Raw genomic sequence first — 16389 nt, forward strand, 5'->3', positions numbered from 1 at the left:
AGATTGAAGTTATCAATGTTATTACAGGCTATCTAACACGCCATATAAGCTGGCTTTCTCTTTAATATTTATACTACTCTGCAATACCGAATAAGCAGGACGTTTGACAGGCGTAGTATATTCTGTAGAAGGTACTGGCTTGACTTCACAATAACTCAAGCCTTGACGCTCGCGGTAGGCGAAGATATCTCGTGCAAACTCATACCAGCTCATGATGTCGCTATCGCTATAGTGTAGTAGTCTATCGCTGATAGGCTGATGTAATAACTCAATAATGGCTTGAGCTAGATTACCTGCATAAGTCGGGGAGCCTATCTGATCGTTGACCACGTTTAGCGCTTCTCTGCCCTCATCTGCCAGACGTATCATCGTCTTTACGAAGTTATGACCGTATTCACTATATAGCCAGCTGGTACGGATGATTTGTGACTGAGAGCTGTGTGCTAGAGCCAGTAGCTCACCGGCTAGCTTACTACGACCATAGATACTTAGCGGATTGGGTGTGTCCGTCGTTTGGTACGGCTGATCGGCTGTGCCATCGAAAACATAATCCGTAGAGATATGCACCAGTCTGATATGGGCGGCTTCGCACGCTAGCGCTATGTTTTTTATGCCTACCGCATTGACCAAAAAGGCTTGGGCTTCATCACTTTCGGCATTATCTACCGCAGTATAAGCAGCTGTATTGATAATAGTCTCAGGTTTGTGCCGTTCGATCATATGACTGATTTGAATAGAGTCGGTTATATCAAGGTCTTTAGACGTCGTCGATATTACAGACCATTCAGCAGGGACTCTATCTAAAATGCAGCGTCCGAGCTGACTATTTGCGCCTATAAGCAAGACTCTCATAAGTCAATCTCATCGAGCCAATCAGCAAGCCTTTTGCCCTGCTTGTCTTTTTCAGACAATATCGGATGCTCAATAGGCCATTGAATGTCGATGTCAGGATCATTCCAGATAATGCATTGCTCGCTACTGGGGTCGTAGTATTCTGTGCATTTGTACTCAAAATCAGCGTGTTCACTTAGCACCACAAATCCATGCGCTAGCCCAGCTGGTATCCACAGCTGTCTCTTATTAGACGCTGATAGTAGCACTCCTACCCACTGCTGGAATGTCGGCGACTTAGGGCGGATATCTACTGCCACATCGAATATCTCTCCCGTCACCGTACGCACTAGCTTACCTTGCGGATGGTCGGTCTGAAAGTGTAATCCTCTTAGCACATGCTGCTGCGAGCGCGAATGATTATCTTGCACAAATGACGCCTCGATACCGAGCGCTTGACGGTAGCGCTCCTCAGAAAAAGTCTCTAAAAAGAAACCTCTATCGTCGCCATAGACATCAGGCTCGATGATTTTGACATCTGCAATTTTGGTATTGATAATTTGCATAGCTCGCCTATCTTTGTTTTAACCAGTTTCAATGAGTTTCTGAATATACTGTCCATAACCCGTTTTGGCTAAAGGTTTGACCAGTTCTTGTAGATCAGCTTTAGTCACCCATCCTTTACGGTAAGCGATCTCTTCTAGGCAAGCGACTTTTAGACCTTGACGCTTCTCTATCGTATATACGAAGTTTGAGGCATCCATTAAACTCTCGTGTGTTCCCGTATCAAGCCATGCAAACCCACGACCTAAAAGCTCTACTTTAAGCCTATCTTGTTCTAGGTACATCTGATTGATAGCAGTAATCTCAAGCTCACCGCGCTCGGAAGGTCTTATCTGCTTTGCCATCTCAATTACCGAGTTGTCATAGAAGTATAGACCAGTGACCGCATAATTGGACTTAGGGTTTTTTGGCTTCTCCTCGATAGAGATAGCATTAAAATCATCGTCGAATTCTACCACACCGAAGCGCTCTGGATCAGTCACTTGATAGCCAAATACTGTCGCACCATAAGTAGTATCGGTGGCACGTTCTAGTTTTTGACTGAAGCTCTCGCCAAAGTAAATATTATCACCGAGTATCAAACAGACATCGTCGTCACCTATGAATGATTCCCCGATTAAAAATGCTTGCGCTAGCCCATCTGGACTGGGCTGAATTTTGTAAGTAAAACGGACACCGAATTGACTACCATCACCGAGCAAACGCTGATAACCTGCCATATCCTCTGGTGTCGATATAATAAGTATCTCGCGTATACCTGCTAGCATAAGTACCGATATAGGATAATAGATCATCGGTTTATCATAAATAGGCAATAGTTGCTTTGAGACGCCCTTGGTAATAGGAAATAATCGAGTCCCTGATCCGCCAGCTAATACGATGCCTTTCATGATATTCGTTCCCTTATTTTATTTTATAGTATTACTTGATTGAGTAGTTTCTAACTGACCTAGACGCTCTCTACTATACTGACCTTGAGCGATACCCTGACACCAGTCTAAATTATCCAGATACCATTTGACAGTTTTAGCAAGTCCAGTGGCAAAAGTTTGTTTGGGTGTCCAACCAATATCTTGTGCTATCTTACTGGCATCTATCGCGTATCTATTGTCATGACCCGGACGATCTGTGACATAAGTAATCAGCTGCGCATGCGCATAGGCTTTCGGTGCTAGCTCGTCCATCATGGCGCAGATTTGCTGAACGACATCGATATTCCTGATTTCATTATGACCACCGATATTATAAGTCTCACCGACTTTGCCCTGCGTGGCGACTTGATAAAGCGCTTCGACATGATCATCGACGTGGAGCCAATCGCGTATTTGCGCGCCTTGACCATATATAGGTAGCGATTTGCCTTCATAAGCATTGAGTATCATCAGCGGTATCAGCTTTTCGGGGAACTGATAACTTCCATAGTTGTTTGAACAGTTAGTCAGTACGACTGACAGACCATAAGTACGATACCAAGCTCTGACCAAATGATCAGAGCTTGCCTTGCTAGCGGCATAAGGAGAGCTGGGATGATAAGCGGTCTCTTCAGTAAATAGATCAGTAGTACCGTGCAGGTCACCATAGACTTCATCAGTCGATATATGATGAAAGCGGAACGACTGCTTTTGTACGTCATCGAGCGCCGAATAATAGTGGCGACTGGCTTCTAACAGATTAAAAGTACCGATTATGTTCGTCTGCACAAAAGGCGCTGCGCTATCGATAGATCTATCGACATGACTTTCTGCCGCTAGATTCATGATTAGATTAGGGCGAAACTCATTGATAAGCTCAGTTATCCGCTGATCGCATATATCTGCTTGTATAAAGCGATATCTAGGGTCGTCCTTGACACTGTCCAATGACGATAGATTGCTGGCGTAAGTTAGCTTATCTATATTGAGGACATGATGCTCAGTATGCTGTATTAGATAGCGTATCAATGCCGAACCAATGAAGCCTGCACCACCTGTCACTATAATATTCATCTCATCTCGCCCCAAATCCCGTCAGCATTGTCTGGATCGTCTTTATGACAATTAACAAATCCAGCGTCAATGAGAAATTCTTAATATAAAAAAAGTCATGTTCTAGCTTAACCTTTGTTTCATCCTCATCACTGGCATAACCATGCATGACTTGTGCCCAGCCAGAGATACCTGGCTTGACGATATGACGATAACGATAAAAAGGTATCGTCTCATTGAAGCGCTCAACGAAGTCTAGCTGTTCAGGTCTTGGACCGATTAGGCTCATATCACCTTTTAGCACATTAATAAACTGCGGTAACTCATCAAAGCGTGTCTGCCTGATAAAGCTGCCAAACTTGGTTACTCGCATATCATTGCTCGTCGCCATCTGCGCGCCATTAGCTTCTGCATTGGCTACCATACTGCGAAACTTATACATAGTAAAGAGTTTACCACCTTGACCTATACGCTGCTGGATAAAAAGTATCGATTCCTGATTATAACGGTTTTGCCATTTGATGATACTAGCTACTAGCAGCGCTATCAGAATGACGATAGGCGCAGTCATTATTATCACTAGCGTATCTAACAGTCGTTTCAAAAGCAGATAGCTCTGTGACGGTAGTAGCGAGCCAAGATTATTCTCATAGAGGTGTTTGATAGGCAGACGACCGGTCAACGACTCGCGCACTTGTAGGACGTTGTAGACGGGCGTACCCTGTATCGCGGTCTCAGCGAGTAGCTGCTCCCACTCAGCCGTCAAGCCTTTATCTGAAAGGTCTGCGACGACGGCATGGAAAGGCATACGCGAGTGGCTTGCAGGCTCAAAGCAAGGCGTTAGCTCTACCCAGCGTACATCGTCGATATCCAATAAACTCTGACAACGCCCTATCGGCACATAGCCTATCGTCGCTTGCGTCACTGCTCGCAAGATGACTTGTGACACAAAACAAAATACAAGCCCCAATACAGCGCTAATCGATAGATAATAAACAGAATAAGGCAGACGAAAGACAAGCAACACGATGCCCACTACCAGCCCAACGCTAAGCAGAGTTGGCAAGACGGTCACCATCGACTTCTGCCCGGGGAACTGGGTTAGTCGTTCCAACCCAATGATACTTAGAACGATAGCACTACTACTCGCAATGACACTGTTGACTTGCGTGAGTTGAATATTATCGCTGACTATATAGTTCGAAAATAGAATGATGGCCGGCAATATAGCGACTACTAGCCATCCTGTTATAAGACGTACACTCAGATACTGCCACAAATGTTGTCGCATAGTTTCTACTTATAAAAATGTCTTAATAGACTCATAAGAGTGAGTAGAAGACTTCAATATACCCTACTCTCTTACAATCTGCGTAGCCCTTTAGCAAAGCTAAAATGATTGCATGTTATTTGTTTATACTTGTCCGTGTTCTATCAGAGTTGCTTTGACGCCATGTTTGAAAGTCAGACAAGATAGATGTATGGATATCTTGCTGCTGCGACGCGATAGTTTCTTCAACCTTATTACATTCTTCTGCGAAATTGTAGACGCACGCTTTTTTGTAGAGTAATAAAGCACTCTTGTCATCATTTGCCAAGACATAATAGTTTGCCTGCTTGATCAAAAAGTAAAATGAGTTCTCATAACTCAGAACCTTGTTACCCAAATCAATCTTAACATTGAGATTATCAGCGCCCGTACCTGCCATAGCGTATAACAATTTATTACGATGCTTGGACAAACCAAAAAATACAGGAAGCTCGCTATTTATATTCTTTTGAATATTTATTAAGTCTCCACCTGTCATCAATTCAGTGGCGACATCACTATACTTCATATAGGTTTTATAGCCAAAGAATGCGTAGACGCACATTACAGACAGTACTAATACGCTAGTGTACTTCTTAACTACATTGAAGTTAACATTGAAAACCTTAAAATCTATTAAGGAAAAGAAGACCACAAAAATAGTCAGATAGACAAAGTACCATAAAGGATATTCGCTTAATGAATACAATAAAGTTATTAGCACACAGGCTAAAGCAATTTTTTGATATGCGTATTGCAGCTTAAATACTCTACGCGGTATAACCAGAAGCATAGGAACTACTATAATTATAAGACCAATAACACCTAGTTCAGTCGCTATCTGTGAAAAAATCATGTGTGAGTGAGAGTTGTAAATAAACCAAGGTAGATTAAGTGCATTCTCTAGTACACCCGCACTGTACTTCCCCCAACCGATACCGACTACTGGCTGCTGCTGAAATATGATCCATGATTGCTCTAACTGATAGAGTCTAAGTGGTTTACTTTCGCCTGAAGCCAAACGCGCGGCAGCCGAAACCGTCTGCGAGTTTGCAGCTAATAGGTAGCTCCCAAAAAAAAACCCTAGAATACTAACGATGCTAAATACACCTAGCGCCTTTATTCGTGCCAAAAATTCAGAATAAAATAGCAAACTACTGGTGATTATAGCGAACAGCAATAGAATAATACCGCCACGGCTAGCTGTAAGTGCAATACCTAAAGCAAACAGGCCTATGGCGACACTATAATAACCTATCCTTAGGTACTGAACCCATGATTTAGTATAGGTAAGATAACTGATTTTATATATGCTAGCTAGCAAACCAAGACTATAGATATAAGCCAGCTGATTAGGCTGACCTATATTACCAATTGGACGTCCGTTATACTCAATAGGTAATAATATATCGCCATACAAAAAGGCTAGCTGGTAGAGATGACCCAATTGTGTGAGTAACTCTAAAAGGCAACCAAGTATTAGAAAGCTTGTTAACCCATCGACTAAATACTGTTTGTCGATATTCGATAGATTACTAATGACAGTAGATAGGATAAAAAAGAAAATACTGACGCCTAATAAGAGATAAATCTCATCAGGATAGTCAAAATCGATAAGAAAACTTTGTATAAGCAGATATAAAGCAAATATCAGCCAAAATAGCGCCATGTAACTTAATTGTAGACGTTCACTATATTTAGACAGAGCAATATATATTGCCAATCCAGCACTGACAATAACCAACTGCAATGCACCTAGATTGAAGTCTCTATCGCCGGGATAGACGTGCTGAAAGCTTAAAATACCTAGCAAAAAGGCAGTACTAATGACCATTAATAAGACTGAAGTTTTATTATTTATGATGCGTTCAAACATAGTTCCGATCCTAGTATTACATCTTACATCGTCACAAAAAAGCCTCACAAATGTGAGGCTCTTAGAGATGTAGCAATCAACTAAACATTAGTCACGGCAAGAGCCAGGAAGGTATTTAGTAGGCATTGGACCTGTTAGAGTAACACCACCAGCAGTCGGACCACATTTCCAAGAATTAATTACAACACCAGAAGATGCTGAAGCAGTTAAACGGGTTCCCGCAGCATTAACAGGTACCATAGCGAATGATTTGCTCTGTGCTTCAGTTGGTAGCCCTGCATCAGCAGTGGTTTTAACTGTAATACTACCTGCGGCATCAGTAGTAACTTTCTGTACATATTTAGTAGCTGCTGATGTATCATTACCAACTTCACAACCCCAACCGTTAGCAGCTGGTAAAGCACCACCACCAGATTGATAAACTTCTGACACTGTGGTGCGGCAAGTAGAAGCAGCTAATACTGCTTCAGTTAACTTAGCACGCGCAGTATAATCTTGGTAAGCAGGCAATGCTACTGCCGCTAAGATACCAATGATAGCGATAACGATCATTAGTTCGATTAAGGTAAAACCTTTTTGAGCAGTGTTCATATGAACTCCTTAGGGGTTATATAAAGATAACTGGCTGTTCTTAATACAGTCACATTTTATCTCTAGTGCTATAATTTCTTTCTTGCTATAACTGCTGCAGATAGCGTGCCATTTTTCTAACTATTACTACTTTTAGTATGAAACTGCTCTATTAAACTTGTTATCGATTAACTTTGATCGTCTATTACCTAATCTTGCTTATATAATATCGTATAATGTTACTGCCAACCTACTGAAAATTGTCAATCTGCCTACGTATTAGGAGTAAACAGTAAATAAAGATGACAAATTTTGTCAGTCTTTGTGGTATTGACGAAAAAACGTTATTTATTCCAATCATCACCAGTACCACAAACTGCTGCTCGACATTTAATCCCTTGATAATTCAGACTAAGATTACCATCAGCAGCCATTTGTCCAGCTAATGGCGTGGCTGTAATTATCCATTTGGACGTAAGAGGACCTAGCGGAGGTAGTGGATCTGGTGGCGGCAAAACTGGTGCAACTATTGTTTCGACAGTAACGTTATAAAGCGCAGTACCTTGCTGAGGATAATTACCAGTAAGCCCTGTTCTTAACGCGTTGCTATAACTACCTTGTGCCAATTTACGACTTTCTATGGTTGAGGCGATATTGTGCATCTCACTCATCATGTCGGTGCGTTTCGTCTTGATAATATAGCGTTGATAGCTTGGGTAAGCAATGGCTGCGAGTATGCCAATGATGGCGACGACGATCATCATTTCTATTAGCGTGAAGCCTCTGTTATCATTGTTTAAACTTTGCATCACCAGTCCTCCGAATAGGTACCACAATCATTAGAAGCCACTGTGATACTGCTGTCATTATTCTTAGTCTGGCACTGCAAACCAGCGCTACCGAGTAGCATCTTGTGCGCTGTACTGTAGTTACTACTAGGCTCAGCGAACATCTTCCATGCCCTACCCGTCGCATTGTCAATAGCTGTCCCTGAAGTAACTAATGAGCTAGTCGCAACTGTGCCATCATTAGGGTCGGTAATCGTTGTGCTATCGACTAGGGTGATTTTATAGCGGTAGTTGCTAGCGGTACTACCATTTGGCACGTAGATAGTCTTATTGGTCGCCCCATCATCATAGCCATAAGTAACCACATTGACGGAACTGACCTTTTGTGGTTTGAAGCCTTGATAACTCAAAGCCCTTGCCCGCCATTGCTCTAACTGAACTTGCAATTGTAGCATCTTGGCTTGAGTCTCACGCTCAGCATTAGCGACTACATAACGGCGATAGCTGGGTAGTGCAATAGCGGCGAGTATTGCGATAATAGCGATGACAACCATTAGTTCTATCAAGGTAAAACCTCGGTTATTGCTATCTTTTGAGGAAACACTGCTATAAGTAAGCAAAGTGATTGGCTCATTCATACACACCATCCCTGTTGATAACATAACTTACAGTCATAAGTATTGCTCATTATTGTTGACGCTCGTACCAAACTTTTGGTTGAAACGTATAGCGCTCATTAAAGATATACTCAGGAGCGCTGCCGTCACCTAAGCCATCAGTGCCGCTTTGTTTAGCCGTACCTTTATCACCATAGATTATATTTTTAATATTACTGGTGTTCTTTTTGCTATCATCGCTATAACCAACACGGTTTGCCTCTAATATGCGATCGATAATAGTCGTAGTTCCAATCAGTACCTTAAGATTAGTATTGTCAGCATTGAATGCCCCAAGTGTTAACTCTTGAATACCTTGACCTGCGGGTACAAACCCACCAGTACCTGTCACAGAGATATCATCATCACAGATGCCATAAGGTAGACAATACAGCTGTCGCTCAGAGCCGCCAATAATACGAGCCGAACAACTATTTACTGTGCCGTATTGCTTATCAGGATTGTAAACCGTGGTATACAGTAAGCTGTTGATCACTACACTATCGCCTATGCCTTTGTTGTAACGCACATTATTATAACCATCAAAACGGGTTAGAGGGTAGTACCAGCCTTGCATACCTCCTGATATCATCTGATTTTTGAACGCTACTTTATCTGCTGCAGTCAATACTGATGCTGGGCTAGCACTGCCAGGCGTCTTTCTAGATAGATTGACTAGCTTAGCTTCTGTAACATCCTTTATCGTAGTCTTATAGTCGGTGCTGTACAGTCCACTATTAGTGACGTCAGTGTCAATAATGCCGTAGACACGATTGGCATAAACATTACTGTCACGCAGCTTAGATAATGGCGCGCTGCGATTACCAGAGATGACATTGACTAAAGCGAACAAGCTGCCATTATTGGTGCCGCCTTCGCTACGATAAAAACTAACGACCGGACGCTCATAGAATCTATAAGCATATTTGCCCTCTATTCCAGCGCTGGAATTAAGGATGCGGGTAACGCCTTTACTCGAAAAGCTATCAATTTTAGCTAAACTAGATGTAGCTGCACGAGCATTTTCAAAATCTGCACGGAAGACTTGCCCACCCAGATCAGCAGCATAGAGATGATCCATAAGTCCATCATTATCTCTATCGAGTACCGTAATTCCACCAGTAATACTATGAATCATCTCATCAGTTTTGACATTCTTTTCGACGCCATTTTCACTACTGGTTGACCATAATAATCTGCCAGTCTTCGCGTCAATCATATAAATAGCGCTACCTTTTGCAGGCGCATTAGAGGTTGGCACATAGTTTTCGTCTTCGTAAGCCATATCATAGCCACCGCCAAAGATAAGCACATCCCTTGGATTATTGTTTTTATCCCAGCCAATTTTAGCTGCTACGGGTTTACTCCATATCTGACCTAAACGGGTAAATCTATTAGCAGTGTTTGCAATATCATTCCTTCCATCTGGCGTGATGACAAATAGTATTTTAGGATCTGCTTTGTCAGTGATATTCATACCATATATAGCTTCGCCGCCCATACGCAGTCCGCCATAAGCAAACATACCCTTGCCGCTTGCATCATCTACTTTGACCTTACTGTTATCTAGATCGTACTTATAGTCTGTGGTCACTAGCCAAGGTGCATCAACGCCGAAATAAGGATTACCAATATCGCTACGTTTAGAGTCTTTCACTAAGGCTTGTGATTGTTTTTCTAACATCAGTTTGGGAATGATAGCCACGACTTCTTTACCACCATCTACACCATCATCGCTATTGACTAAGTGCAAAGCACCGTCCATTGAGCCGAACAGTACATAGTCATCACGGGTTTTATCAATACGGCCATTACCATCTAAGTCGGCACTATAAGAGATCGCTGTTGGCTTTGAATGTACCACTCCGCCCAATAGCCTTATCTCATTGACTGGTCTTACTAAGGTTAGATCACTGATGACAAGGTCTGCTATTGGAGTTTCAGTAGTTGGAACCACATCTATCTGGGCACCGTTCTTATCGAGTGCTTTTTCAAATCCTAAAAAGTTTAGTAAGCGGCGTTGGTTTGGCTGAGTATAGATAGCATCCTCTAGTTTATCGAAGCCTACTGGCTTGCCGCTAGTACCATCTACACTCAATAGACGTAATATAGGCTGGTTTTTATTATCTTTGTCGATATCTTCAACATATACTTTTCGAATGCTACCAAAACCTGATTGTGGGGTGCGCAACTGAGCATAGACACCGCCTACTTCGATATCGTTACTGGCTCTATTGCTTTTTTGCCATAAGTCTTTAGCGTTAGTATTAAGATCACCAGCAGTATTAGTATATAAACGTGTAGCATTTTTGCCGAATAGCGTTCCTTGGTTTAGATTATACTTTCTGAGGTTACCGCGCCAGATGCTAGCTGCCGAACCTACATTGGGATCTAGCATAGGTAGGTAAGCATAAGCTAACTGATTGGAAGCTTGATAGGGATCATTAGGAATGGTAATAGTTCCTGAAGGTGCCACAGGTATCGTTTGATTCAGGTCACTCACAAAGTTAATAATACTATTGACAACCTCATCACTAGATTCCGCTGAGTAAAAGCCTCCTTCGCCGTATCCACCTATATTGGGTAATGCACCATTTGATTTTGTACCCCAGTTACAAGCGTTTTTTATATCAATATTGGATATATTAGCGCAATTATAGAACTCACCAATCTCTTGCTTACCTTTAGAGTTTGTAAAGCTCAGATTACGAATTACTCTCTGTGCTTCAGGCAAGGCTGCATCGGTCACTTTGTTTATATTGAAATCTGAACCAAAACCTACTACTGCTGTCAATATTTCACGGTTTTGGCCTAGAGGGTTTAGGGATGGATTGCGCAAAGCTTGAGCGAATGCACCTGTCGCAGGCATACCGCTTTGATCCCCTCTACTACCATTTGGTAATGTGACTGCTGGCAAACTAAAGCTGGATTTATTTAAGGCAGCCGCCATAATAGGTAAAGCATTACCAATATCTTTTGGTTCGCCATCTGTTAAAAAGTAAATACCGCGACCATCACAGATATCTGTAGCAGCTGATGCTGATGTCGTTAGTGGACTAATATATTTATCACCGTTTTTGGATGAATCTACAGATCCAGCAAAACCACTAGTTTTACTAACCGTATTTACGGTAGTCGTTCCCATCATATAGGCACCAGCTTCTGCGTAGGCATACGCTGTTGGTGTACCACCTCCGTGCTTAAATTTAGCTACTGCTTCCTTAATCGCGGTACGTTGTGCTTGATCTATTGGCCTTGCCGGTACTAATATTTTACCGACGCTACTGATAGGATATTGACCGATGCCAATATCAACCTTTTTGGGATCTAGTTGCGTACTGTCCATCAGAGTAAAAAGAGCGTCTTGTAAACGAGTAAGACGGGTATAGTACTTCGTAGTACCATCTTTGCAATAGTATCGCTTATAACTAGGAGTTGTTGAAGAATTTTCATCATATAATGTGACCGTTCTCGTGCTCGTAGCTCTAAGGTTGTCAGGTAGATCACAAGCATTATCAGGAAAACTTACCAGACCCATACTACCAGAAGTATCTACCATCATAGTGATAGTGACTTTGCCGCCTTTAGCTGCTTTATAAATCTCTAAATCACCGATAGGTTTGCGATAGTCATCTGCCGCTTGTCCAACAGATGCAGTTAGACCAATCAGCACAGCAGTAGTCAGTGCCTTAGTGCGCCATGAGTATTTGTCAAACTGTCTTTTATTTACCTGTTTCATGGTCTTATCCTTTGACTATCAATGTAATTGGCAAGCTATCTGCTACTTTTTATTAAAGGTCGATATATTAGGGCGTGTCCTCAATTCATCTTGCAATGAATAATAGTGCACGCTAGATAAAGCATAGACTTAAAATTACGAGCCAACTTCTCATAGCGAGTCGCGATGCTGCGGAAATGCTTGAGTCTCGCAAACATATTTTCTACTAAATGGCGTAACTTGTATAAATAACGATCAAATTCTGGATTAGGCTGTTTGGCATTTTTCCTTTTAGGGATGACAGGTACCATATCGTGGGTACGGGCTTTGTCTCTGATAACTTCTGAATCATAGCCTTTATCAGCGATAAAGTAGTCGGCTTGACCTATGAGCTCAATCAATTCACCTGCAACTTGACTGTCGTGAACCTCACCTCCAGTGATTTTAAAATCGAGCGGATATCCATCGGCATCACAGGATAGGTGTATCTTTGTAGTTGCTCCACCACGGCTTTGTCCAATTGCTCGATCTTCACCAAGCCGAGCTCCACTTGCATGCTGGTGACAGCGTATATAACTTCCATCGATGAATACCCATTCTGTATCAATTTCTTTTCGTAGGCTAAAAAAAATTTCTCCCACAAACCCGTCTTTGACCAGCGATTAAAACGGTTGTAAGCGGTTTTCCACGGGCATAATTCTTCAGGTACGTCACGCCATGGTGCGCCTGTACGGAGCTTCCAAAGAATGGCTTCCATCACGTCTCGGTTCTTATCTTTTTGATAGCAACCATGTTGTGCCATAGTCTCTTGTAGCTGCTCCCAGAGATTATCGGTTAATGCTTTTCTTGCCATTTTTTCTCAATACCTATCGATCGCTAAAATATAAGCCTTATTTTAGCGAATATTATCCCTTTTTCCAATTAGGGACACGCCCTAGTATCATTGACAATATTGGTAATATAAACCTAATTGTTAATTGGCTATCAGACTGCAGAGTAAATCACCAGATTTACCGCTACCTGTACCAAAGTTGACACATTTGGTACGCTGCGATAGGTTTTCGACATCAGCCTTCTCATACAATACGGTACTAGGTACGCCTTCTTTTGCCATACAGCCTGCTATGGTTTTTTCTTTATCAGTGACGGTAGCATAGCGACTGGTCTGCTTGAGGCAGTCTGCTGCTTTCCCTGATGCACCAGAATAGGCAGGCAATATTGAGGTACTGTTGATATCAAATACAAACGCTTGGCTCGATACCTCACTGATGTCTTGACCTTTGGTATAACCAGAGAACAGCTCTGTTGCAGCAGTATTAGGGCTTAAAGAGACACTTACTTGCGTCATGCTAGCGTTACGCTTACTCACATAGTCTGCAGCGGTTGCCGGGTTACAGTAACCATTATTATTGCCTAATACGTTACCCGTACCTAGACCGTCAGCACCAGGTGTAGATATGGTAGTCTTGTTAATATTAAAGAACTGTCCCCGTGGCCGAAAACAAAACACATATTCATCATTTCTGTTATTAGGAGTTAAAATAAAATGCCCAAACGGACCTGTGCTTGAGAGCATAGCATTATAGATAGTGCTATCACTGCTGCCATTAATACTTTGCTCAATATTCTGATTGGCATTATCAGCAGACTGTAATAGCAGAGTGTTGATTTGGTCACTAGTAGCTAGTCGCAAATCAGTTGTGCTACGTTTGACAGCAATGACACCGGCAAATATGATCAAAACTAAAAACAACAACACTACAATCAATACTACGCCTTGTTGACTGTTTTGAGTCATAGTCTTAGGGTATGAGTTGTATTTTTTAGTAGACATATTACCCTCCGCCGGGTGCAGTAGTGGTTGAGACCAGCTTAGGCTGGGTAGCAACGATATTCATCACCCGTGCATTACGTAATAGCACAGTAGACTCATAGCTGCGACGATAGTATTTGGTACGTGTCGCGTCTGCTTTAAGAGTATTAGTAACTCCCAACACCGTAAAGCTGACCCTGTCTGCATCAGTAAGCAAAGGCGTAGTACTACGGATAATAACCCCCAGCTTGACCGTAGTAATCGGTGGCTTATCAGTCAGCTCTAGATAAGTCTTAGGCGTTATATATGTCAAATTAGATATATCAGTTTGCACGCCTAATAGTACCTTAAACTGATCTACTGCAGCTATCATAACCTCACCGTTTCCACCAAAATCCACTAAGGTATCAGTGGCTGTCACGCGACCTGCATCACAAGCTAATACTAAGTCTTTTAATGCTGGGGTGGTACTGGCATTAGTAGCCAAACGCACAAAGTAACGTTCAACTACCCATTCAGTGCTCCCAGAATCAACCTTCGTACCTTCGCAATCATTCACATCATTAGAGGTAATATTCTTATACTGAATGGTTAGCTGATCACTATTAGTATTAGTATTTGACAATCCTGTCCATCCTTTATCACCTACTGTCCCTGTTTGACCAGCACTAACCGTCAAATATCCTGTATTGGCATAGCTACTATTACCTATATTGCTACCGGTTAAGACAATACCGCCATGTTTAATTGTAGAGTTAATAGCAGTAACCGGGTTACCTAAATTAGATAGGCGCACATTATCTTCTATAGTTTGCAAGGCAAATATACTACTGTCTTGCACCTCTGAGGCGCTTTGTTGTACAGTGATAGTACGCGTATTGATAATGTAGACTTGAATCACAGCAGCCGATATGAGTAACCCTAAAACTAACGAGATCATTAGCTCGATTAAGGTAAACCCTGCTATAGCTGAGTGATGACGGAAATACTCACTACTAAGATGCTTTTTATTAGAATACTTATTATTAGAAACATCGCTCATTAGTAGGCCTCCGAGATCAAGCACTGACTGCCCTGCTTATAAGTGCCATCATTATTAGCGCAAGCATTGGCGTTATCGCCAGTATCTGCATCAGTCATCAATGCTTTAGTATCGTTCCATGCAGTAATCACACACATTTGCTGTTGGATAGTTTGTGCTGTCGTGCCTGGACAGGTAACCACAGCTACTTTGATACTTTCGTCCAAAGCTATCTTTTTGACCAATAGCACATCGCGCGCAGCAAGCTGGTTAATGTTACAAGACTTACTAGGAACCTTATTACCGTTAGTATTTGTCGTAACCCCTGTCGATAAACAATTACCAGCACCATCAATACTAATAGCAGTACCATCAACCGAAACCGTTGTAGAGCTAGTCGCCGTATTAAGGACTGTACTAGTAGCTATTGCCTGCACCGTTGGTACTGAATAAGTAGTTGTCGCTGTGCCCCCTGCCTCTGCTGAGGGGGTAGTGATTTCAGTAGTCGGTTTGGCACTAGTAAAAGTAGTTCCACTACCAGTCACATAAGCGTCGGGATAAGCACGCATAACTTCGGCCAAATTACGCACTAAGGTTAAGGATTTAGTACGTACTAAGCTCTCATCAGTCGCACTAATTGCTCTTAATTGCAATGCACTAAAGCCTAATACGGCAACAGATAATAGTAAGACCGCAACAAGTACCTCTACTAATCCAACACCAATCTGTTGACTGAACCGACTCATTAACATGTCCCTCCAAGCTTACTGCTAATAACACCAAGTGCATTAACCGTTACTTGTCTTGGTGATACTGACTTATTGCTATCACAGATGGTATAAGTAAATGCTGCATCTTTATCAATGCGCTTGCTAGGATAAAAAGTTATTTTTGTATCATCTGATTCTATCAATGTTTTTGCAGAATACTTATATGTTGCAATACTAACTAAGTTTGGGACTTGAACACCACCACCTGTTTCACCACCACCTGTTTCACCACCACCTGTTTCACCACCACCTGTTTCACCACCACCTGTTTCACCACCACCTGTTTCACCACCACCTGTTTCACCACCACCTGTTTCACCACCACCTGTTTCGCCGTTCCCACTATTCCCACTATTCCCACTATTCCCACTATTCCCACTGTTCCCACTGTTCCCACTGTTCCCACTGTTCCCACTGTTCCCACTGTTCCCACTGTTCCCACTGTTCCCACTGTTCCCACTGTTCCCACTGTTCCCACTGTTCCCACTGTTCCCACTGTTCCCACTGTT

The 16389-nt window shown here is 42.3% G+C and carries 14 protein-coding genes and 1 pseudogene; all 15 read right to left on the reverse strand.

Going from position 1 to position 16389, the window contains the following annotated elements; translation table 11 throughout:
- Positions 1-21: 21 nt before the first annotated feature.
- Complete coding sequence (gene rfbD / locus JMW90_RS09550; RefSeq protein WP_201563577.1) at positions 22-852, reverse strand: dTDP-4-dehydrorhamnose reductase; 831 nt, start codon at positions 850-852, stop codon at positions 22-24.
- Positions 849-1397 carry a dTDP-4-dehydrorhamnose 3,5-epimerase gene (gene rfbC / locus JMW90_RS09555; protein ID WP_201563579.1) on the reverse strand — a complete coding sequence of 183 codons (549 nt, stop codon included), beginning with the start codon at positions 1395-1397 and terminating at the stop codon, positions 849-851. The genes rfbD and rfbC overlap by 4 nt, the downstream gene beginning before the upstream one ends.
- Positions 1398-1415: 18 nt before the next feature.
- Complete coding sequence (gene rfbA / locus JMW90_RS09560) at positions 1416-2285, reverse strand: glucose-1-phosphate thymidylyltransferase RfbA (RefSeq protein ID WP_201563581.1); 870 nt, start codon at positions 2283-2285, stop codon at positions 1416-1418.
- Positions 2286-2303: 18 nt separating this feature from the next.
- A complete protein-coding gene (rfbB, locus tag JMW90_RS09565; RefSeq protein ID WP_201563583.1) occupies positions 2304-3380 on the reverse strand; it encodes a dTDP-glucose 4,6-dehydratase in 1077 nt (358 codons plus the stop codon).
- Position 3381: 1 nt separating this feature from the next.
- The gene (locus JMW90_RS09570) at positions 3382-4650 is read right to left on the reverse strand and encodes a sugar transferase (protein ID WP_201563585.1); all 1269 of its coding nucleotides are present in this window, start codon (positions 4648-4650) and stop codon (positions 3382-3384) included.
- A 115-nt stretch (positions 4651-4765) separates the two neighbouring features.
- On the reverse strand, positions 4766-6544 hold the full coding sequence (locus tag JMW90_RS09575) for an O-antigen ligase family protein (RefSeq protein ID WP_201563587.1): 1779 nt from the start codon (positions 6542-6544) through the stop codon (positions 4766-4768).
- Between the two features lie 87 nt (positions 6545-6631).
- Positions 6632-7135 (reverse strand): pilin, encoded by a 504-nt coding sequence (locus JMW90_RS09580; RefSeq protein ID WP_201563589.1) that lies wholly within the window; start codon positions 7133-7135, stop codon positions 6632-6634.
- 323 nt (positions 7136-7458) lie between these two features.
- Complete coding sequence (locus JMW90_RS09585; RefSeq protein WP_201563591.1) at positions 7459-7923, reverse strand: type IV pilin protein; 465 nt, start codon at positions 7921-7923, stop codon at positions 7459-7461.
- Positions 7923-8540, reverse strand: a complete 618-nt coding sequence (locus JMW90_RS13970) for a type IV pilin protein (protein WP_201563593.1) — start codon at positions 8538-8540, stop codon at positions 7923-7925. Before JMW90_RS13970 ends, JMW90_RS09585 begins: the two co-directional genes overlap by 1 nt.
- A 49-nt stretch (positions 8541-8589) precedes the next feature.
- Complete coding sequence (locus tag JMW90_RS09595) at positions 8590-12297, reverse strand: PilC/PilY family type IV pilus protein (RefSeq protein WP_201563595.1); 3708 nt, start codon at positions 12295-12297, stop codon at positions 8590-8592.
- An 80-nt stretch (positions 12298-12377) separates the two neighbouring features.
- Positions 12378-13129 (reverse strand): IS5 family transposase gene (locus JMW90_RS09600; protein WP_201563597.1). Its coding sequence is split into 2 segments (ribosomal slippage): positions 12378-12922 and positions 12922-13129, totalling 753 coding nucleotides; the frame shifts between segments, so codons are not numbered across the junction.
- Between the two features lie 120 nt (positions 13130-13249).
- Positions 13250-14110: a pilus assembly protein PilX gene (locus JMW90_RS09605; RefSeq protein WP_201563599.1), complete on the reverse strand. Its 861-nt coding sequence runs from the start codon at positions 14108-14110 to the stop codon at positions 13250-13252.
- A 1-nt stretch (position 14111) separates the two neighbouring features.
- Positions 14112-15131, reverse strand: a complete 1020-nt coding sequence (locus JMW90_RS09610; protein ID WP_201563601.1) for a PilW family protein — start codon at positions 15129-15131, stop codon at positions 14112-14114.
- Positions 15131-15856 carry a type IV pilus modification protein PilV gene (pilV, locus tag JMW90_RS09615; RefSeq protein ID WP_201563603.1) on the reverse strand — a complete coding sequence of 242 codons (726 nt, stop codon included), beginning with the start codon at positions 15854-15856 and terminating at the stop codon, positions 15131-15133. The genes JMW90_RS09610 and pilV overlap by 1 nt, the downstream gene beginning before the upstream one ends.
- Positions 15856-16389 (reverse strand): annotated as a pseudogene (locus JMW90_RS13755) (hypothetical protein); the annotation flags it as partial. The pseudogene JMW90_RS13755 and the gene pilV, both read right to left, overlap by 1 nt.

It is taken from the genome of Psychrobacter glacincola (assembly GCF_904846215.1).
GTDB lineage: Bacteria > Pseudomonadota > Gammaproteobacteria > Pseudomonadales > Moraxellaceae > Psychrobacter > Psychrobacter glacincola.